The sequence below is a fragment of the Psychroserpens citreus genome, from assembly GCF_055686305.1.
Map to the genome: position 1 here is coordinate 933,128 of NZ_CM145999.1, position 22,470 is coordinate 955,597.

The 22,470-nt window shown below is 32.9% G+C and carries 16 protein-coding genes; 1 reads left to right on the forward strand and 15 read right to left on the reverse strand.

The features are described from left to right. Nucleotides 1-66 precede the first annotated feature (66 nt). Complete coding sequence (locus ACTU6T_RS04265; RefSeq protein ID WP_460220021.1) at nt 67-948, forward strand: MBL fold metallo-hydrolase; 882 nt, start codon at nt 67-69, stop codon at nt 946-948. Nucleotides 949-953: 5 nt separating this feature from the next. Here the strand turns inward: ACTU6T_RS04265 and ACTU6T_RS04270 are convergent, their stop codons facing one another. From ACTU6T_RS04270 to ACTU6T_RS04340, 15 genes are all read right to left on the reverse strand, one after another. Beyond that, nucleotides 954-3,065, reverse strand: a complete 2,112-nt coding sequence (locus tag ACTU6T_RS04270) for a gliding motility protein RemB (protein WP_460220022.1) — start codon at nt 3,063-3,065, stop codon at nt 954-956. A gap of 118 nt (nt 3,066-3,183) precedes the next feature. After that, complete coding sequence (locus ACTU6T_RS04275) at nt 3,184-3,981, reverse strand: energy transducer TonB (RefSeq protein ID WP_460220023.1); 798 nt, start codon at nt 3,979-3,981, stop codon at nt 3,184-3,186. Nucleotides 3,982-4,096: 115 nt separating this feature from the next. After that, entirely contained in the window at nt 4,097-4,822 is a 726-nt protein-coding gene (locus ACTU6T_RS04280) for an energy transducer TonB (protein ID WP_460220024.1), read from the reverse strand. A gap of 59 nt (nt 4,823-4,881) precedes the next feature. Continuing rightward, nucleotides 4,882-5,271, reverse strand: a complete 390-nt coding sequence (locus tag ACTU6T_RS04285; RefSeq protein WP_460220025.1) for a VanZ family protein — start codon at nt 5,269-5,271, stop codon at nt 4,882-4,884. Then, nucleotides 5,243-5,623 (reverse strand): glycine cleavage system protein GcvH, encoded by a 381-nt coding sequence (gene gcvH / locus ACTU6T_RS04290; RefSeq protein WP_460220026.1) that lies wholly within the window; start codon nt 5,621-5,623, stop codon nt 5,243-5,245. Before gcvH ends, ACTU6T_RS04285 begins: the two co-directional genes overlap by 29 nt. 61 nt (nt 5,624-5,684) lie before the next feature. Beyond that, nucleotides 5,685-13,127, reverse strand: a complete 7,443-nt coding sequence (sov, locus tag ACTU6T_RS04295; RefSeq protein WP_460220027.1) for a T9SS outer membrane translocon Sov/SprA — start codon at nt 13,125-13,127, stop codon at nt 5,685-5,687. A gap of 3 nt (nt 13,128-13,130) precedes the next feature. Further along, entirely contained in the window at nt 13,131-13,712 is a 582-nt protein-coding gene (gene ruvA, locus ACTU6T_RS04300; protein ID WP_460220028.1) for a Holliday junction branch migration protein RuvA, read from the reverse strand. A 79-nt stretch (nt 13,713-13,791) separates the two neighbouring features. After that, on the reverse strand, nt 13,792-16,074 hold the full coding sequence (locus ACTU6T_RS04305) for an NADP-dependent malic enzyme (protein ID WP_460220029.1): 2,283 nt from the start codon (nt 16,072-16,074) through the stop codon (nt 13,792-13,794). A 110-nt stretch (nt 16,075-16,184) separates the two neighbouring features. Continuing rightward, a complete protein-coding gene (locus tag ACTU6T_RS04310) occupies nt 16,185-17,477 on the reverse strand; it encodes an HlyD family secretion protein (protein ID WP_460220030.1) in 1,293 nt (430 codons plus the stop codon). A gap of 1 nt (nt 17,478) precedes the next feature. Further along, nucleotides 17,479-19,668, reverse strand: coding sequence for a peptidase domain-containing ABC transporter (locus tag ACTU6T_RS04315; RefSeq protein WP_460220031.1), 2,190 nt, complete (start codon nt 19,666-19,668; stop codon nt 17,479-17,481). After that, nucleotides 19,661-20,752 carry a grasp-with-spasm system SPASM domain peptide maturase gene (gene gwsS / locus ACTU6T_RS04320; protein WP_460220032.1) on the reverse strand — a complete coding sequence of 364 codons (1,092 nt, stop codon included), beginning with the start codon at nt 20,750-20,752 and terminating at the stop codon, nt 19,661-19,663. The genes ACTU6T_RS04315 and gwsS overlap by 8 nt, the downstream gene beginning before the upstream one ends. Next, complete coding sequence (locus tag ACTU6T_RS04325; RefSeq protein WP_460220033.1) at nt 20,752-20,940, reverse strand: hypothetical protein; 189 nt, start codon at nt 20,938-20,940, stop codon at nt 20,752-20,754. Before ACTU6T_RS04325 ends, gwsS begins: the two co-directional genes overlap by 1 nt. After that, nucleotides 20,937-21,881, reverse strand: coding sequence for a grasp-with-spasm system ATP-grasp peptide maturase (gwsG, locus tag ACTU6T_RS04330; protein ID WP_460220034.1), 945 nt, complete (start codon nt 21,879-21,881; stop codon nt 20,937-20,939). The genes ACTU6T_RS04325 and gwsG overlap by 4 nt, the downstream gene beginning before the upstream one ends. A gap of 93 nt (nt 21,882-21,974) precedes the next feature. Beyond that, complete coding sequence (locus tag ACTU6T_RS04335) at nt 21,975-22,190, reverse strand: hypothetical protein (protein WP_460220035.1); 216 nt, start codon at nt 22,188-22,190, stop codon at nt 21,975-21,977. 42 nt (nt 22,191-22,232) lie between these two features. After that, entirely contained in the window at nt 22,233-22,448 is a 216-nt protein-coding gene (locus tag ACTU6T_RS04340; protein WP_460220036.1) for a hypothetical protein, read from the reverse strand. Nucleotides 22,449-22,470: the final 22 nt, after the last annotated feature.

Consider the following 22,470-nt stretch of genomic DNA (forward strand, 5'->3'; position numbering starts at 1 on the left):
GACAAATAAATGGAACTAAGTAAGTTTCTGTATCTTTATGAGACTCTTGTATAAAACTACATTCTTATGAAATTTATACCAACACTTCTTGTAATTGCTTTTTTATCCTTTGGAACACAAGCTAATGCTCAATTTGATCAAGTGACCATTGAAACAGTAAAAATTTCTGATCACGTGTTCATGCTAAAAGGTGCTGGCGGTAATATTGGGGTTTCAGTTGGGGATGATGGTGTGTTTGTAATTGATGATCAATTTGCGCCTTTAACTGAAAAGATCAATACCGCAATTAAAGCCATAAGTGATAAAGACATTAAATTTTTAGTCAATACCCATTATCATGGTGATCATACTGGCGGAAATGAAAATATGCAGAAACTCGGCGCTACAATCATTGCCCATGACAATGTAAGACAGCGTTTAGAAACAACACCAAAGCGTGATGGGTCCATGCAACCTAAAGGCGCTTTACCTATTATTACATTTAATGACGAATTGAGCATCCATATCAATGGTGAAGAGGTTGATGTATTCCATGTAGATCATGCACATACCGATGGAGACGCTTTATTATATTTTACTAAAAGCAATGTACTGCATACAGGTGACACCTATTTTAACGGACGCTACCCATATATCGATTTAAAATCAGGAGGCAGTATAGATGGTTATATTAAAGCTGTAAAAACTGGGCTTCAACATATCAACGATGACACTAAAATTATTCCTGGTCATGGCAAACTATCCAATAAAGTTGAATATCAATCCTTCTTAACTATGCTCGAAGATTTAAGAACTAAGATGCTTATTGAAATTAAAGCCGGAAAAACAGAGGAAGAGGTTGCTAAAAACCAAGCTATAACGAAATATTATGACGATTTAAATTATGGTACGGGATATATCAATCCTGAAAAAATGCGTCGTACATTGTATTTGAGTTTGAAGAAATAGCTTCTTTAAAAATCATTATACCAATTAAATAAATCGGTCCTTACACCAAAAGTAAACCACGTTGTACTCGTATTTAATGCTGCAGCAGTATTGGCTTGAGGGTTATAATTTCTGAAGGTAATATTAGTAAACAATCGTAAGTTTGTAGCTGTATTGATAATATAACCTCCTGCTAGATCTGCTTGAAAGACATTGGTTCTATTTCCTTGTCCAACAGTAATACCAGTTTCGGCATTTCTATCAACTTCGCTTCTATAAATATTACTCCCATAATTAGCAAAATCATCATCTTCATTGAAATCGAATCCACGCTTTCCAAAAAGAAATTTAGCATCTGCAAACCAACGTTTATAATTATAACGGCCAATTACAATCGCTTCACTAAAATTAGCTCCCCAAAGGTGTGCCATAGGTTGATTGTTATGCGCATAATTGAGTACAATAGAATTATGTGAATATGTATATGGTCTTACACGATTGTACTCTAGTTGTAATAGTAAATTATCTACCTTAAACGCATCGAAATATTTGACACCCAATTGGTATCCAAACTTATTTTTCCAGCTCTTTTCGCCTCCAGTAATATCACTTAATGAGAATTCATCAAGAATAAATTGCCCATAAAGATTTACCTTATTATTCCACTTATATTTTGCAGATGCTCCTAAAATAGCATTACCAGCGTCTTGACCTGTAGAGAATTCTATAGCACGATAAAAAATTACTGGATTTAAATAATTAATATCAAAACCTCGGTCATTATCATTGGTCCACAATACAGATTCAAATAATCCAATATTTAAACGCTTTGAAACATTCCAACTTAAATAATGGTTGGCCATATATTTCGTCAGAAAAGCACCATCTTCAGTAACTTCGGCTCTTACATCGCGAAGCCACATCCATGTATTGGTGTATTTTATTTTCCAGAATTTGGTATTCAGTTTTAGAAATGGGTACGGACTTGTGACATCACTTTGTAATAAAGATCTGTATCCATCACCGATAAAGTTTTTACCATGTCCAAATTGAATATTGATAAACTTAGCTGGTGAGTAGGATAAGTACGCCTCTGCCACTGGATAATCAAAACCTTGATTTTTGAAACGTTTAGACAAACCTCTTCCAGGAACAATTGGTTCGTTACCTTCGGCTCTTAAAGCTTCTGCAAATTCATTAAAATACTGAGCAAATCGTCCTTGGCTTTCATACACAGACGCTGAAAAGTTAAATTTTTTGCCTAATCCACCTTGAATAAAAATTCCTCTCGTATTGTTGTAGGTTGTACTAAAATCGGCTTCAGTATCTTTCCCGATTTGTAAATCAAAAACAGGGTCGGCTGTAAACCAATAGCCTTTGCCCTGAACTTCAACCAAATGTTCATCCCATAATTTCCTAAGCCACCAACTATCACTTCCTTTGACTAAAGCTTCCTTTTCAGCTTTAAAATCATAATATGTAGCCACTTCATCATACATAAATGGTTTAGCTGCCGTATGACTATTGGTGCCCAAACCATTCATTTGCTGATCGAATCGCGCATAGTAATTATGTGTAAATGGTATATTTAGCTGACTGCTATATTCTAGCTTTTCATACTTTACGATACTATCATTCACATTGTCGAATTCTTTACTCACATCAGCATTTAAATCAGTAGTTGCTTTGATATCGACTATGGTTGACTCCTCTTGTTTAACAAGAATTTCGGAAGGGTCTATTAAAGGGATTTTAATCCCTAAAGAATATTGAAAGAATGCAGGTTTTCCATTATATGTACCAGGTGTCACTTTAGGCAAAGCCTCAAATACACGTTGTGTTTCAGTTTTAAGTTCATCATAAACGGCATCAATGTATATTACTGAAATCACGCCTTCTTTATCAACTTCAAAAAGCACATTAACTTCGCCATTATAACTGTCGTCAGAAACAATTTGAGGCACCTTGAAAGTGTTAAAAATATGTGTATTAATTTTGGTGTTGAAACAGGCTTTTAATGCTTCTATAGGTTGTGATTCACATTCAGGAAAAACTGGCGATTTCTCATAGGTTGAAGGTTCTTGAGACCACAACATTCCAAAAGAAATCATAAAAATAATCAAGAAGCAATTCTTCATATAGTACGACACGCATTAGTTGCCGAAAGATACTATTTTTTTCAAAATAGAAATACAAAAAAAGCCGCTTAAAGAATTAAAATTTAAACGACCTTCTTTCTTGTAAAATATAATTCATTTATTGATTCACCTGAAATACGATAGGCAAATTATAAAGTACCGAAACAGGTTTTTGTCTTTGCATTCCTGGTTTCATTTGAGGAATTTTATGAGTAACGCGTTCTGCCTCTTTGCTAAGTGTAGGATGTGCAGCTCTAGCTTTAATCTCAGTTATTTCACCTTTTTCATTTATTTTAAACTGTACATTGATACGCTGTCTACCATATAAGCCCAACTCTTGTGCTAAATCGATATCAAATTTTTTTTGTACGAGTTTACCTATTTTCTGGTTCATACATTTAATGCGGTCTGCATTCGTTTTTTTCTTTTCACATCCCGGATAAATAGGTACTATTTCCACTTTATCTGTTGTAAATACTACTGGAATGTGCTCAATAGGTTCAACAGGCTCAACAAAATCACTTGCTTTAATTGGCTCTGATACCGAAACTGGCTCAGTGACAAAATCTGGTGTATCATCATCAAGCTTTGTATCATCATCAACAATTTTAGGGTCTTTATTAATGACAACTGGTTTTTGTTTTTTGACCTCTACTTTTTTTGGAGCATCAGGCTCTACGACGAAGCTAGGGATGAATTGAATTGTTTCATCTGGTTCGACCATTACGAAATCGTACTTTGATTTGATCGTTTCAAATTTCATTTCGAACATGCCATATGTTGCAAGCAAACATAGAATAAGTCCAATTTGAAAATACAACGATGAGTTTTTTTGTAAATTTGCATCGTGCTTGTGTGATTTTTGCACGCCATTGCTCTGACCAGCAATATTGTGCGATTTTTTAAAATCTTTCATAATACTTAATTTATAATGTTAATATTATGATAAAATCACAATAAGCATACCAAAGTAAAAATCCCATCTAATTACTTAGATGGGATTTTGAAATTTTATGATATACTAGTGTTTACTAGTCTTGTACTTGGAATAAGATTGGTAAAGAGTACGGTACGTTTACTGGTTTTCCTCGTTGTTTACCTGGTTTCATTTTTGGTAATAATCCAATCACACGCTTCGCCTCTTTTTCAAGTCCTGGGTGTGGAGCTCTTGCTCTAATGCCTACAATGTTTCCTGTCTTATCAATTTTAAAGATCACATTGATACGTTGTCTTCCTGATAATCCTAAATCACCAGCCAAATCTGTATTAAACTTCTTATTTACAAACTTGCTGATCTTGTCAGACATACATTGTTTCTTTGCTTCATTGCCTTTTTCTTTCTCACAACCAGGGAAAATAGGCACATTTTCGATGACGTTAAAAGGAACATCAATATCTTCTTCAACCTCTTCAACTTCAATTTCTTCAACTTCAACAATCTCTTCTTCTTGATCTGTTTCAGTAGACTCGATTACTGTTTCTTCGATTTCTTTTTCATCTTCAACGATTTCAATCTCTTCTGGCACTACAGGTGGTGGAGGTGGTGGAGGTGGTGGAATTATTTCTTGATTAGTGATTGGAATTTCTTCATCTTCCAAATCATCTAAATCTAATTGTCCTATATCGATATTATCTTTTTCGTATGACTTATAATTAATTGTCATATACGTTAAAGCTAACATCAATACCATTCCAACTGCAAAATAGAGTGAACTATTTCTGCTCACGTCTGCTTTTATGTTTTTTTTAGGTTCCATGTGCTTAAGAGGTTTTAAGAATGCTAAATTAACCAATTATTTGTTAAAAAAGCAAGCTATTAATTCATTTTAACTTTCGTTTTTATTAAATATTTCAATACCATCACGGCTAATAATGCTCCAAGCGTATTGGCCACTGCATCAAACACATCAAATGACCTATGTGTTGTTAATACAAATTGAAGAACTTCAATAATTATGCCATACCCAATAGCTATCCCTGCTGATAAGATCATACTTCGTTTAAAATTCTTAGTACTAACGTAATTATACACTAATAGTGTTAGAATAAGATAAGCGAGCGTATGATAAATTTTATCATCAAAAGAAAAGCCGAAACTAGGCATGTCTTTTAATTGAATTAAACTTGCCAAAGTTAAGATTATCACATAAAGAATAACAATTGGCAAAGCCCATTTTTTAAGCACCAATAAGAGCTTTGTAATCATCTGCAGATAATAGATTATCTATTTCAGAAGCATCAGAAAATTTGACTTTTATCATCCATCCATCTCCATAAGGATCAGTATTTACCTTTTCAGGCTCATCTTCTAGGCTTTCGTTAAATTCTGTGATTTCACCAGATAATGGTAAAAATAAATCTGATACAGTTTTCACGGCCTCTACTGTTCCGAAAACTTCATCAACATCTAATGTTTCATCAATAGTTTCAACTTCAACATAAACAATGTCTCCAAGTTCGCTTTGCGCAAAATCTGTAATGCCAACTGTGGCTGTATCACCTTCAATTTTGATCCATTCGTGATCTTTGGTGTATTTTAAATCTGATGGTATATTCATCTTGTAAATTAAAAATTATTGTATGTTACAAATGTAATTTTTTTAGACTTTAATTACTAGGTTAATTTCCAAAATTGTATCGCAAAGTAAATCCTGTTCTTATGGTAGTTTGCGGAAATGCTGTCGATATTTCATATTCTGAGAATGTGTAATCAAAATAGAATATAGCTGTTAGATTCTTAGTAAATGCATAATCGGCAGTATATTTAAGCCCCCAAATGGTTTGCCCTTGTGTAATTTGATTGTTCTCAATATCAAGATATCTAATAATCGTTTTATTGTTTCTTACTGAGACATCAGCTTTCATGTTTAAATCACTTTTAATGACTTGTTTCGGTCCAGCAAGTTTTGAACGAATTCTCAAATCTTTGATACGATAACCTAACCCAAGAATATACTCATTGCCTTGTATTTCTGTTAATAGGTTATTATCAAAACTCAATGATAATATCCTGTCTTTTTTCATTTCGGCAAGCACCTTTATTGAGTTTTTCATTTCGAAATCTAATCGAAATAAAGGACTAAACTGTTCTTCTAAATTGATATTGCTGAAAATAGTACCATTTTTAAAGTTACCAGATTGATCTAATACTTCAGGATTTTGATTTTCATAAGCAACACCTGGTTGTAATAATGTAGCATCTAAATCAAGATTTGTTCTGAACTGATTAATAGTATAACTTGAACGGTACCCATGTGTTATAGAAAAACGTTTAAAGTTCTTTTTAAACCATTTCATTTTCATGAAACCAGTATATTTTAATTGCCAGTTAGGAATTGGAATATCTCTAAAGGCAGACAAGCTAATCTTATCTGCGCTGGAGCCTTTATACGCTGCTAAAAATGAAGGCAATAGCACAGCTTGACTATTCTTACCAAATCCTAGTGGGTAGCCTTCTCCATCAGTTGCGAAGTTATCATTACCATAGAAATTTCTTGCCAGTCGTCTTGCAACGATTAATCGGTTAGCTCTAAAGTCGTCAAAGGCTGCCGAGCGTGTTTCGTCACTCTTGCTAAATGCTGTTTTAATTAATGATGTAGAGATATTAAAGTTTCCAAATGAATTCGTAATTAAAGCGTTATATGTATCACTAAATCCGTCACCATCAATATCTGTAGCGTTAAAGTTTTGAGTTAAATTTTCAGAATAGACGCGACCACCTGTTAAATCGATATTCAAATCTTTTATCAATTCTACATCTGCTGAGAGGTCTAAAACCTTATTGGTAGTTTCACTATATTGTTGGTTAAAATTTGGGAATACTGTCAACCAACCATTTCGAGCAACCAAATCTCTAATATCGCGCTGACTCCCAAAGGTATATCCAAATGTTGGTCGCAAAGTTCCAATAAAACCAGGTGTTCTTAAGTATCCAGGTAATAAGGTACCATTGTTCTCAGTATAATTAATTTGTACACGTTTTACTGCTGTTAATACATCAACCAGACCATTTAATATCTTATTTCCTCCGCTCGTTTTGCTTTTAGCATCTCCAGGCTTTGCTGCTGCATTTGGCTGACCGTCTTTACTCAAACCTCCCGGAGTTGCACCTCGTCTTGTCGAAGAGCCTCTCTTCTTCTTTTTTGTTAACCCAATATACTTATAGAGAGTTTCCAAATTAAATGTAGAGTTGATATTATGAGTATTCGCATTTTGAATTGAGTTCCCTAAATTATAAGTAGTAAAGGTTCCATCTTCATTTTGAATAGGTAAATTACTATTTAAATCCGATCCTTTTTGCCACTGAAAATCTCCAGTATACGAATAGGTGGCTCGCATAAAACTTAATGTAGGAATCTTATATAACGGAATCTCATAATTTAATTGCAACTGTTGGTTTTGAATATTTGGATCTCCTAGATCAAAGAAACCGTCCCAAACATCAAGTTCTGGATTTTGTCGTCCATTAATCACATCATTAACAAAATAATTTCTTACAATATTGGTATTGGCTGCGGTAAAATTCAGACTCAAGGCTTTGGTCAAATTAAAATTAAGCGCATATTGTGTATTGAAATTATAATTTCTTCGGAACAATTCTTCAAGCCCTATATTGTCACCTGTTAAATCAACCTCTCTAAATTTCTGCTTATTAAACTGACGAATAATATCTGAATTTACCGAGAAACTGGTTGGAATAGGATTAAAATTAAAGTCTTTTAGAATCTTCCAATATTTCCCTCTAAATAAAGAATCATTTTTCTTAAACGGTTCAATATTGAGAGGTTCAAAACTATAATTATAATTAACACCAGCTCTTACATTTTGACTCAGAGAGTTTTCAATTTCAAAATCACGATGCTCTTCTTTATTGTACGAATAATTAAACGTCAGGTTTTCAACATCATAAAAACGTGGTTTCTTATCGGTAGTTCGATTCTTTCTTACACCAATAAAATTGATGCTTTTCCGCTTGGTATAATTCTCGTTGACATTTAAAATTGAATCTCTATTGGTCGAATTTTCTAATTGTGTTTCCAATTTAATATCCCTGTAAAACTCATCATACTCAGGCGTAATAATTTGTTCTCCTACGGCATAATTAAATGGCAATTGAATGCCCCATTTTTTAGGAAGTAATTGACCGAGATTTAAATTGGTAACAACATCGTATTGCTCAACATCTTCTCGACTTCGTTCATTTGGACGTTGTTCTACAGAACCAAAACCTATAGTGCTTTTTCGACCTGTTGCACTTATATTAGCGAAATCAGCAAAATTTGCATCCATAGAAGCGACTGCTGCCCAGCCACCTTCGTTATCAAGGTCTGCCAAACGCAATTCATTAAACCAAATTTCACCACAGGCGTCCATTCCAGACTGTCCTGAGTTTTTAACACCAACCATTAATACTCTAATATCACCAAAGTTAGGGTTACCAATAATTGCCAAACGCTGTTGCCCAGTAGTATAAGGATCAAATTCTCCTGTTGGAGATAATTCACCATCAATAAGATCGTAGAATGTTGGATCAACATTGGCTAGAGTTCCATCGGCAATACCACGAGATTTCATTTGCTCAAGAACATCTAGTTCTATATTTATTTCATTAACTTCTGGCCAAATACTTTCTGGAGAGGACATACCAGATGACACTTGTAAAGGCACTTCAATTTGGTAGTAATTCTGAGTAAAGTCATTACCCATACGAATAAAACCAACTAAATCTCCATCACTAAGCATTCCAGATTCACCCTCTTCAGCATGAATAAACATACGCAGTTTATTATATTGACGCATGTCTACATTTATATTTTTAAAGACACCTCTAGAATCTTCAGGCTCTAAATCACAAACCTCAACTTGCAGTGATTGTTCATTCTGTCTTATAATATTATTGTTGTTATTTAACTGTTCTAAAACAACACCTGGAGGTAATACATAATTACCATCATTTTCTTGCAACCCTACAACACCAACACTAAACTCTGTATTATCATCATCATTATTTGGCTCATCATCTAAGGTCAAACGGTAACGTCTCCAATCACTACGAACTAAATCTAAAGTTGCAAAACGCAATACTGTGTTTTGGGTAAAGTCTTCTAAATAAAGTCGTGCAAAACGAACCGATCTAATATCAGAAATTCCACCAATAGCTGTTCTATTTGGTCCTTCTCCAATTGGAATTCTAAATTGATACCATCTTACCTGTTCGGTTTGTCCATTTGGCAAAGTGACTTGACGTTCCTTAATATCATTAATTTGTGGGTTGCTCTCATTTAATGTTGCCTGACTGATTTCTACTTCATACTCAAAGTAACTATCAATCGTATTCATCGTATTATCTCTATTGATATCCTCAACATCAGGTTGCGGTGTAGAACCACGATTAGTATCTGTAAAAACATCAGGAGAATTACCTTGTTGACCGTTATATTGCTTATAACGTTCAAAAATATTTCCACTTGTATTTAGATAATAGAGGTAATTATCTTTTGAAGGGTCTGGCCCAAAGTTTCCTCCAAACTGAGCAATTTCTTCTGTGTCATCATATCCATCGTATCCAACATCTTGATTATCTCTATCTCCTCCTGTAGTAGAGAATGTATAAATTAACGCTTGATTTCTCGGCACTACAGTTTGATAAGCTGTTTCAGGTAATAATGGTGTTATATCCCCATCTTCTGGCAAGCCATTTTCGTACAGTTTTTTACCATCTTTAAGCACATCTTCAGAAATATTACCAAGGTTAACAAATAACTTACCTGAAAGCCCACTTGCAGGAGGACTATTTAAGAATGGGTCTTGTAACCAAAACTCAATATATTCTACGTTAGCTTGTTCAAAATCTGTAGACGTAATCTGCCTAGTAATTCCTGCCCAACTGGTTGAAGGATCTAAATTATCATTAGCTGCAGCAGGATCAAAATTATATGGTCCTCTTTCAGTTGGATAATAGGCTAAATCTAATGTATTTATCACAGTACTTTGACCTTGAGCAATGTCTATTTCGGGAAACACTTCATCAATAAATACACGTCTTGTATATAGATCGGAGACATCATCATCACTAATTTCTTGAGGTCTTTGATTGCTATAAAAAATAGGGTCAATCGTATACCAGTTCAGAAAGGCACGATCATATCCATTTTGAATACCAGGTGTATTTACTGGATCATTTTCAGTAACACCATTTACCGTTCTAGGTCTACTTGATAAAAACCATGATTGAGGAGATAATAAATCTATAGCACCTTGTGTCCCTTCAAAATCATCAACATAGGCCGTTGCTTCATTGTTAAAATCCGTTCCTTTTGGAGCTCCAGGAGCCAGATAAGCGAACTCACCCCTAACAGAAAGGTTTGAAGGTGCGTCTGTATCAATATTTGGTAATTTATTAACTAGCCTAGTAAAGAAAGGTACTTCAGTGGAATAATTTCCGTTAAAACCAAAAATAGTATTGTTAATAGGCTCAGTATTGTAATTTGCTTTTTGAGTTATTGGACGTTCATTTAAATTTAATAATGTAGCTCCTAAAACAAAGTTTTCATTAAACTGATGCTCAACATTTACACCTGTGAAACGTCTTGTTTGTTGGCCAAAAACCGCATTATTTTCTACAGAAACATTGATAGGAATGTTTGATGATTTTAAGGCTTCATCAATAATATATACACGACCAATTTGATAGTTTACCGTATAGTCTTGACCTTCAAGAAGCGTCCGTCCACCTGCGGTAACAATTACTGATCCTCGCGGAACATTAAACGCTCCCAATGGAATACCATCTCCTCCAGATGATTTATAACGCCCTTTAATCTGGAATTTATTTTTTTCAGCTTCATCTAATGCTGCTGTTTTGGTTTGCTTATATAGAATATCGTAAACGTACTTTTCTTGATTTAAGTTAGTGAATATTCCAGCATCATAATCGGCTTCATTGTTATTAGGGTTCCCATCATCATCCAAAATATCATAAAGATAACGACCAAAAGGTTCAACTTTAGTAAAGATGATTTTTCCATTTTGTGTAAGAACAGTTAATCCAGGCACAAAATCGAAAAAACCATCACCTCCTGCTTGTGGATCATTATTAAAATTTAAACGATCTAAATGAAATAATCGAATTAACGGTGTATCGATAATTTCAGAATCATCTGAATTATCAAAAGGTGTATTATTTTCAAATGGTGGAAATGTTGTCCCTTCTACTGGTGCAATATAATTTAGTGGAGATGCTTCTGTATAAAAGATATTTAATCTGAAATCTTCTTGATCAAGCTGAAACGCACCTGTGTCATAGATGTTTTTCATCATCAAATCCCATATTGGTTGATTGACATCTGTAATTGGGCTCTTCAGCATTTTTACTACTAAGCTTTGTGTAGACCCCTCAAAAACAACATAACCATCATTAATACCATCGGCATTAACATCAGGTCCATTATCGATGATACCATCGCCATTCACATCAGAATCTGAAATATCATTAATACCATCGCCATCAGTATCGGTACCATTATCAGCTATACCATCGCCATTGATATCAACGTCGGCAACATTTGGAATCCCGTCTCCATCATCATCTGTATTTGTGGCAGTAGAATTAACACCATCATTAGCAAATTCACCAACTTGATAGACTTCTCCTCCAACTGTATATTGAAATGCAACGGCTAATATCTCATCATTTAAAAGACGTTGATTTAAAGAAATATACCCTAATTGTTGATTGAGTTGATAATCTCTTCCTTGCTCTAATTTTCTTGCATTTTCGAGTTTTCCGAAATCGAAACCTTCATTAGCTGGAGTTAAAATACCTTGTTCTGCAGTCGTAATATCTCTAACAGCTGGTGACAAGAAAGACCCTCCATTACCAATATTTGCTGGATCAAAAGCATTATTATCATTATCAGGGAGTTGTGAGCCACTAGGGCTTAAAAAACCTCCAGGAGGTATACCTCCGTTTAAACCGATAGTTTCAAACTCACCTAAATCTTGGAGCGCCACAACATTTCGTACATTATCAGTTTGATTACTTCGATTAGTAACCCATACTTCAATTCGAGTAATTTGAATATTATTATTTATAAAAGGGTAACGAAGCATCGCATCGTCGTATTCATCTCTAAAGTATTGAGCCAAGAAGTAGTGCCTATTTTCATCATAATCTCTTCCAAAGAATTCAAATTCTTCCACAGTACCACCACCTTGGGCAACAACAGATTGTGATTGTGATTGTTGTTCAGAAAAAATGGCTGTCACTCTAGTTTTTCCAAATTGCAATTCGGTTTTTACACCAAATAAACTTTGCGCTCCAGTTATTAAAGAACTGTTTAATGGCATGCTTACATTACCAACCTCAATTTTTCTAACAATATCATCTTCGGTAGGTGTGTATTCTAATTTTACTAGGTTTTGAAAATCAAATGTAGATTCGGTATCATAATTGGCTGTAACCTGAAGTCGTGTTCCGACTTTACCCAATAAACTCAAGCTAATACGTTGATCAAAATCAAATGTAAAATTACTTCGATTTCTAGGAGAGAATGTTGGGTTATCTTGTTTTGTAAATAAAACACCCAAATCCATTTCTACAGAACCTTGAGGAATCACTTCTATTGTATTTCCGCCAAAAAGTGTTTCAAAAAAACCAGAGTTAATATAAAATTCAGGTAATAGATTTTTTTGTTCATCTTCGGTACCATCCTTTTGTCCTGCTGCCGCATCAATTTTTTGCTTATAATACAGACGTTGTTGTTCTGCCAAGACTAATTTTTGATATTCTGCAGGTGTTAATATAATTGGATAATTGATATTAAAACTTCCAACCTTTTCAGTATAAATGTATCTATCTGTTAAAGGGTCATAAGTATATTTAGAAACAATACTCTGCGGATTTGGAATATTAAGTTTTCCTAAAGAAAACCCCGTTTTGGTAGTATCCTGAGTTGTAGTTGGCGTGTTTTGAGCATAGCTAAAACCAACAAAAAACACTAATGTAAGGATTAGTAAAAAACGATGGTAAGATTTTGATATAGTTAGATTTGTTGTGATCAAATTTTATAATTTTTTTAAAGCTTCTTTTATAATAGTCTCAACACTTGCGTCAGGTTGTTGCGATACAATTTTGTCCACTATTCTTTCGGACTGCTTTTTTGCAAATCCTAAAACTTCTAAAGCAGATAACGCTTCATCTTTATTGGTATTGTTTTTATTAACAGAAACTTCTTCAATATCGTAAACTTTTAGAACTTTATCTTTCAAATCCAAGATCACTCGAGCAGCAGTCTTAGCTCCAATTCCTTTAATCGATTGGATTAAAGCAACATCACCATGCGCTATGCCTTCTTTAACCTGTTGAGGAGACAAGGATGATAACATGGTACGTGCTGTATTAGCTCCAATACCACTTACCGAAAGTAAAAGTCTGAAAATTTCTCGCTCTACAACCGAAGAAAAACCAAATAATGTATGAGAATCTTCTCTCACAATTAAATGTGTATACAATTTAAGTGCCTCTCGGTCTGGAATTTGAGAAAACGTATGTAATGATATATTTATAAGGTAACCAACTCCATTGCAATCTATAACGACATCTGTTGGATTCTTTTCCACCAATTTACCTTGAATATGTGTAATCATTTACGCGCTTGGGTTAAAAACTCAAATGTAATAAAATTATTTACATTTCAAAGGTGAATGCATAGGTAAAACAGTAGGCTTATGAGGTTCTTCTTTTCTCCTTTTGCTGTGCATCAATTACAGCAATAGCAGTCATGTTTACAATTTCGTCAACACTTGCATCTAACTGGAGAATATGTGCTGGTTTTTTCATACCCATCATAATTGGCCCAATAGAATCTGCTTTATTTAATTCTTTAAGCAATTTGTACGTAATATTTGCCGATTCTAAATTTGGAAATATTAATGTATTTACTTTTCGTCCTGCTAATTTGGAAAACGGAAATATATCTTGTAGCATTTCTTTATTAAGAGCGAAATCGGTTTGTAGTTCTCCATCAACAACTAGATTTGGATGCCTTTTGTGTAAATACTCAACAGCTTCTCTAACTTTGGTCGCAGTTTGATCTTTTGACGATCCAAAATTAGAATAAGAAATCATAGCCATAACAGGTTCCATTCCAAACATTTTTACGACACCTGCTGTCATTTGTGCAATTCGCGTTAAGGCATTTGCTGAAGGATTTATATTTATTGAAGTATCGCTCAAAAACATAGGTCCTCGCTGTGTCATCATCACATTAGTCGTTGCAATTCTAGTAGATCCTGGTGCTAATCCAATAAGCTCTAACATTGGCTTCACTACCGATGGATAACTTCGAGAATACCCAGAAATTAGAGCATCAGCATCACCTTGATTAACCATCATAGCAGCATAATAGTTACGCTCTCGCATAACTTTTTGGGCAGAATACAAGGTGACTCCTTTACGTTTACGCTGTTCCCAATACACTCTAGCGTATTCATTTTTTTGTGCTTCTTGCTCATCAGTTTTAGGGTCGATAATCTCTAAATTGGCTTCAAACTCAATCTCTTCCATTAAGCTTAAAATTTTATCTCGTCTCCCTAAAAGAATCGGAATGGCAATACCTTCATCATATACAATTTGCGCAGCTTTCAGCACATCTAAATGATCGGCTTCGGCAAAAACAACACGCTTAGGATTCAGTTTGGCTCGATTTAATAAAAGTCTTACAATTTTATTATCAGAACCTAAACGTTCTAACAATTCGTCTTTATATTTTTCCCAATCTTCAATAGGTTCTTGGGCAACACCACTTTCCATTGCGGCTTTTGCAACAGCTGGTGGGACTTCAGCAATTAATCTTGGATCAAAAGGCTTAGGAATGATATAATCTTTACCAAAAGTTAATCGTGTTTCTCCATAAGCAATGTTTACCTGTTCTGGCACCGGTTCTTTAGCCAATTTTGCTAAAGCATGAACTGCAGCCATTTTCATGGCTTCATTAATTTTAGTGGCTCTTACATCTAAAGCTCCTCTAAAAATAAATGGAAACCCAAGTACATTATTCACTTGGTTAGGATGATCACTTCTACCTGTGGCCATAATAATATCATCTCGTGTATCAACAGCTAGTTGATATTTTATTTCTGGATTAGGATTAGCCATAGCAAATACCACTGGATTTTTTGCCATAGACATTAACATTTCTGGCTCAACGATATCTGCCATTGATAACCCAATAAATACATCGGCATTACTCATAGCCTCTTCGAGAGTATCTATTTTTCTATGTGTTGCGAATTCGGCTTTCTCCTTGGTTAAGTTTTCTCGATCCGCTCTTATCACACCTTTGCTATCTAACATAACCATATTCTCACGCTTAGCGCCACAAGCTTGGTACAGTCTAGAACAAGAAATTGCTGCGGCTCCTGCGCCACTAATAACAATACTAACATCCTCTATATTTTTCCCTGCTATTTCAAGAGCATTCAATAATGCTGCTGCAGAAATAATTGCTGTACCGTGTTGATCGTCATGCATAACAGGAATATCTAATTCTTCCTTCAAACGACGTTCAATTTCAAAAGCTTCGGGAGCTTTAATATCTTCAAGATTAATTCCTCCAAAAGTTGGGGCAATATTTTTAACGGTTTCAATAAATTCGTCAATGTTTTCGGTATCGACTTCAATATCAAAGACATCTATATCAGCAAATATTTTAAACAATAAGCCTTTGCCTTCCATAACAGGCTTAGATGCTTCAGGACCAATATTCCCTAAACCTAACACAGCAGTTCCATTTGAAATAACAGCTACTAAATTACCTTTAGCTGTATATCGATACACATTGTTTTTATCTTTTTCAATTTCCAAACATGGTTCTGCAACACCAGGTGAATAGGCTAAAGATAAATCTCGTTGGGAGGCATACTTTTTTGTAGGAACTACCTGAATTTTTCCAGGTGTTGGCTTTGCATGATACACTAAAGCTTCTCTGCGCTTACTTTGTTTGCTCATATACTATGTGAATTAATCAATTTGTAATTATACCTGTGGACAAACCGAATTACAAAGGTACATGTTTTATGAGAAATGAAATAAGATAGAGCCTTTGTTTTCTAATTAGGTTAACGACTCAAAACTTGTCGAAATTGATAGAAGAATCGTTCAATCAATCTCAAATCTTCAGTAATGATTTCAGCTGAACCTCGCATTTCCTGTTTGAAGTCAATTTTTTTATTGTAAGAAGTTATTAGTTCTTCTGGTAACAAAACATCTACTACGTAATTACCTTCATCATCTGGAATTACCGAAACATGTTGTATTTCACCAATCAATACGCCAAATTCTGCTTCTGGATAATTTTCTAATTTGATATTCACTTTTTGTCCTAACTTAACTTTTCCAAAATTTTGGGAAGGTGTTGTTAGTTTTGCAATATATGAAGAGTATTCCTTAGGAATTATAGTAAACACCAAATCACCTTGGTTAACAGTTTGATTAATGCTGTAAAAATTCAAAAAAGAAACCTTGCCATCTATATCGGAGCTTAAAACATATTGCTGTTCCCAATCTTTAATTGCTTTTTTGAGTTGATTAAATGATTGAATAACATTTTTCAACAATATCATTTCCTCCTTTATTCTGTTAATCTCGGTACCTTTATTTGTTCTCCTGGCGTTACTTAATCCTTCACGAATTTGAGAAATAGAGGATTCGAAGTTTTTATAATTTCGTTCAGCCTGAGCATATTCTAATTGTTTGTTCTCATAAGCTTGAGCTGAAATTACGCCCTTTTCGAATAACGCCTTATTGCGCAATAAGTCTTTATTTTTAAACTCCAGTTCTGTTCTATTAATTTCCTTTTGCGATTTCAAACTTTGCAATCTTCTATTTAATTCTGAGATCGAATATCTATTCGCAATTGATTCATTAGAAAATGGTTGCAATTCCTTATTAAGGATATATTGAATATAATTATTTTCAAACAATGCAAATTGAGCGTCTATATTACCTAAAAACAAAACCGGAATACTATCTACTGGGAAATTAAATGTTTTATTATTTATAGTAATTGTATCTATTATTCTTTTGAGTTTAAAAACATCATTATAATTGGAGGTGTTTTCAATTATTGCTAAAGGTTGTGAACTTGTTACCTTTTCATTATCTGTAACTAAAACTGCAGATAATTTCCCAGTTGTTTTGGCATATTCTTTTTGAGGAGGAACTAGTGTTGTGAGTAAAGCTTTGGAAGAAATTATATCTGGATATTTCACAAACCAAGAAATAAATAATAACAAGAGTATCAGTGATAAGAATAAAACATTACCCCATCGAATCATCCAATGAGGAACACGAGTTAATATCTCTTGCACCTCTTCGCTTCTCAGCTTTAAATCGTCCAATTTTTCTGACATACTAATTACCTAATTCTAATTGATTTTTCACTAAATTATAATAATCCCCTTTTCGTTTTACCAACGTTTCGTGATTACCAACTTCTACAATTTTTCCATTATCCAATACAACTATTTGATGAGCGTTTTTTACTGTACTTAACCTATGAGCAATAACTACAACTGTTTTGTTTTCAAAGAAAGTATTTAGTTTACTCATTATTACTTTCTCATTGTTGGCGTCTAAGGCGGAGGTTGCTTCATCAAAAAATAAAAGATTTGGATTTTTATAAACAGCTCTTGCTATTAATAAACGTTGTTTTTGTCCTGTACTTACACCAACCCCTTCCATCCCAATTTTAGTATTGTATGATAATGGTAAGCTTTCAATAAATTCTTTAATATTAGCTACATCGACTGCATGTGCTAATTTCTTTTTATCTATGTAGTCTTCTCCAACAGCAATATTATTGGCTATTGTATCATTAAAAATATATCCTTCTTGCATCACCACTCCACATTGATGTCGCCAGGTTTTTTGTGATACATGTTGTAAATCATAATTACCAATTTTTATCTGACCATTATTAAGATCATAAAACTTTAGTAGCAATTTCATTAATGTAGTTTTACCACTTCCGCTCACACCAACAATTGCTGTGACTTTATTAGCTGGAATCTCTAAGTCCAATCCTTTTAAAACCATGTTATCTGAACCAATATATCTAAAAGACACTTTAGACAGTATCAAACTTGCATCTAATGGAATATCAGTGATTTTTTTAATATTTTGTTGCTCTTCATCTTCTTTATTATGAATTTCTGCTAATCTGTCTAATGAAATCTTTGCATCTTGAACCTCTCTAACAAAATTAATTAATTGGGCAATTGGCGAATTTAATTGACCAACAATATAACTGATAGCCAACATCATACCTAGAGTAATATCTCCATCAATTACGAATTTCGCGGATAATACAGTAATTAAAATATTCTTCAACTCGTTAATAAAACCAGAACCCACACTTTGATATTGTTCAAGGACTAATCCTTCTATGGAAACTTTAAATAATCGAGCTTGAACAAATTCCCAAGACCAGCGTTTTTGTTTTTCTGCATTGTGTAGTTTTATTTCTTGCATTCCATTGATAAGTTCAATCACTTTACTTTGTTCTTGACTCACCTCAGAGAAACGTTTATAATCTAAATCTCTACGCTTCTTTAAGAAAATAATAATCCATAAAAAATAAAGAAAACTTCCTAATAGAAAAATACCAAATAGCTTTAAGCTATAATAGGAAAGAACAAAACTAAACACGATCAAATTAACCATTGAAAATAGAACACTTAATGATGAGGTAGTTAATATTCTCTCAATGCGCTTATGGTCATTTATTCGCTGTAATATATCTCCCGTCATTTTAGTGTCAAAGTAAGCGATTGGGAGGTTCATAAGTTTGATGAAAAAATCGGAAACCAAAGAGATATTGATACGTGTACTTAAATGCAATAATATCCAGCTTCTAATAACTTGAATCGCTGTCTTACCAATAAACAATGCTAATTGAGCAAATAAGATTAAATAGATAAAGTGTATATCTTGATTTTTAATACCTATATCTACTATATTTTGAGTAAGAAAAGGAAAAATAACTTGTAATAAACTAGCGGCAATTAACCCAATTACAAGTTGCCATAAAAATCGTTTATATTTAAAAATATACTTCGCAAGGAATTTAAAACCAAACTCAATGTTATTTGAATCAAAATCTGAATTATAAAATTTTGGAGTAGGTTCTAGTAATAGTGCAATTCCCTCTTCTGTATCATCACTGGCATTATTGCCAATCCATTGTTTTAGAAACTCTTCTTTTGAGTATTTCAATAAACCATGAGCTGGATCAGAAATATAAAATATATTTTTTTTGATTTTATATAAGACTACATAATGATTTTGGTTCCAATGTAAAATACAAGGCAATGGTGCTTCCTGCAAACGCTCTAATGACACTTTTATTCCTAGACTCCTGAAACCTAAATTTTCAGATGCCTCACTCAAACCTAATAGACTACTTCCTTCCCTAGTTGTTTCGGTAAGAGACCTTAAACCTTGAATGGAAATACTTTTTTTGTAATGTTTGGCTACTATTTTTAAACAAGTTGCACCACAATCTTTAAAATCGGCTTGTTTATAGTTTGGAAAGCTAATCATTGTTTTTAATCAAATCTTGTAGTCCATAATGTTTAATAGCCTCCTGTTTTAAGGTATTTGTACTCCATTCTTCCCATTTATTAGTGTAAGGGTCATATCCGCATTTTAAAGGTTTCGAATAATGATCTTCAGTATTCTCTACATAAGCCCTACAATCAGTACACATGTATCTAAATTCACAATCTTTACAGGTGCTTATTAAGTCTTTGGTAATGTTCCAAAACTTTTTAAAGTTTTTATTATTAACCACAATATCTTTTAGTTTAGTTGATGAAATATTCCCAAACTCAGAAGGAAGTGCTGGACAATTCTTAACATTACCATTAACATCAATTGAAATTTTCTTGTAAAGACAAGAGTTATAATTTTTAGACTCAGTAAACTTCTCAACATTTGCACTAAAATAGGTTTGATTTATAATTCCGCAATGAGAGAAATCTTTAATTATCTTTGATGTATAAACTACTTTTAACAGTTCAAGTTCACTTACTGAATTCTCTGGTGAACTATGAAATACTAAAAGAGTTAATTGCATGAACCTCACACTTAATCTCTCCAATTCTGATTTATCTATTTGATCATTAAATTTGACGTACAAGGCAATAGACTTAACTATTGATTTTTTGAAGAGTTCTAGAATTGATATAACATTTTCAATATCTAATTGGTCATAAATAAATATTTCTACGTTCTTACATCCTAAGGTTTGAATTTGTGATACTACATCTTTATTTAGATATTTAGAATTATTATTTAGTTCTAAAATCATATTTGTGATATAGGCAGGAGTATTAAATTCTAAATTCAAATGCGGTAATCTTTCTAAATCTTTATCGGTTCCTAAAAAACCAAGCCCTTGCTCCAAAATAAAATTAACATACTCGGTCAATACACTTTCATTCTCATTTTCATATTCAATTAATAAAGATTTTAATGAAATTTTTGGACGAACTAAAATATCGTACAAATCATTAGGTATATATTTATACTGGTTATTTTGCAAGTCGCAAATCACACTTCTTTTAGGACCTTTCACGGGAATACAATTTGCAAAAAGTATGAGGTAGTTATTACTTTCAAACATTATAAGAATCGTGTTATATGTTTATAAAATGTGTGAACAGGGTACCTATCTGTTTCATATAAATCTACTTTTATCACTTTTGTGAATTTGGTCTTATCAATGGGTTTGATAACTAAATCATTGAGCCCAATTGGGTAGTTGGCTTTATTTTTAATTACCTGATTTTTTATTTTTTTTTCTGAATTCATTCTATGTAATTTATTAATTCATCGGTCAAGATTTTCTCTAAGTTATAGTTGCAAGGTTTAGAGACCATTCCAAATTGACCAATAGGATTCAATTCTAAGAAATAATACTCATCTTTTGGAGTAACAATAATATCAATTGAACCACAATTAATATTTAGTTTTTTCATTAAAAGGTTTAGTTTTTTTTCAATCTCAAATGGCAACTTAAATGGTACTGTTCTATTTGGTTTTACTCTATTATAATTTCTAAAATCAATAGAAGTTTGAGAATCATTTTGTGAAAAAATTGCCATTGAATACATTTTATTATTTAAATAGAAAACTCTTAGTTCATACTTTTTTTCAATATAAGATTGTACTAAAGATGGGAAAAAAGTATCATCATAATTGTTTTCAATTTTTTCTTTATCAACTAGGACAGTATAATAGTAGGAGCATAAGTTATCAAAAACATGTATAGCGTGCCCACTAATAGATTTTGTAGAGAATTTATTTTTATTATCAATTATTTTAAGAAGCTCTTTTTTTGAATTAACTATATAATCATCTGCAGCCAACAAACCTACTTCTCTTGCCACAGAAGACACAATTAGTTTATTAACGTCTGACCTTTCAATTGAATTAATCTTTTTAATTTTAGACAGTTTATAATACAGAAATTCTTTTAATTTAATATGTTCAATGTTTATCAAATCAATAAAAGGGTCATTACTTTTGGCATTCATAAAATCATTGATTTGTCCTCTTCGATACCAATAAGATTTAAACTCAGAAACTGGATATTTCACACCATCTTTAAGTAAGATAATATCATCTTTTACCCATTCAATTTTGACTTTATCTGTATTAGTGATTTTTAAAAAAGGAATGTCATAATACAACAGCCAATCTATTATTTCGGTTGTAGAAAAATCATTTTTTTCACTTAATATTAGAACCATTTATTTAAAAATTAAATTAAAAATAAAACCGCCCAAAAGCGGTTTATTATTTTTATTGAGAGTATTATCACTCAATATTTAAGTGTTTTAAATTTAACAATCGTTTTCTGTATCTATTCTTCTGGTGGACACTACAGTAGTATCTCTTAGTGTACTCACTTCAGTGTCTTGACAACTCCACTCACATGTACTAACAGTAATAGAGTAATAATCTGAAGTTTGACCTCCTAAAATATTTACCTGATTATCTCTAGAAATTGAAACATCATCAAAAGTTTCTATTTCAGAAAATGGCTTTAATTTTTTCATGATTATATCTTTTTATTTATGTTATATACGTGAATGGCTATACTAGCAATCATTCTCCGTTTCTAATCTATGAGAACCGGTATGAACACCATCTTGATAAGTTTCGATTTGAGAATCTTGACAACTCCATTCACATGTACTAGTAATCGTTGCATAATAGTCAAGAGTTTGACCTCCCAAAATGTTCACTTGATTACTTTTACATATTGAAGCATCTCTAAAAGATTCAATTTCTGAAAATGATTTTAATTTTTTCATAAGAGTTTTGTGTTATTTAATT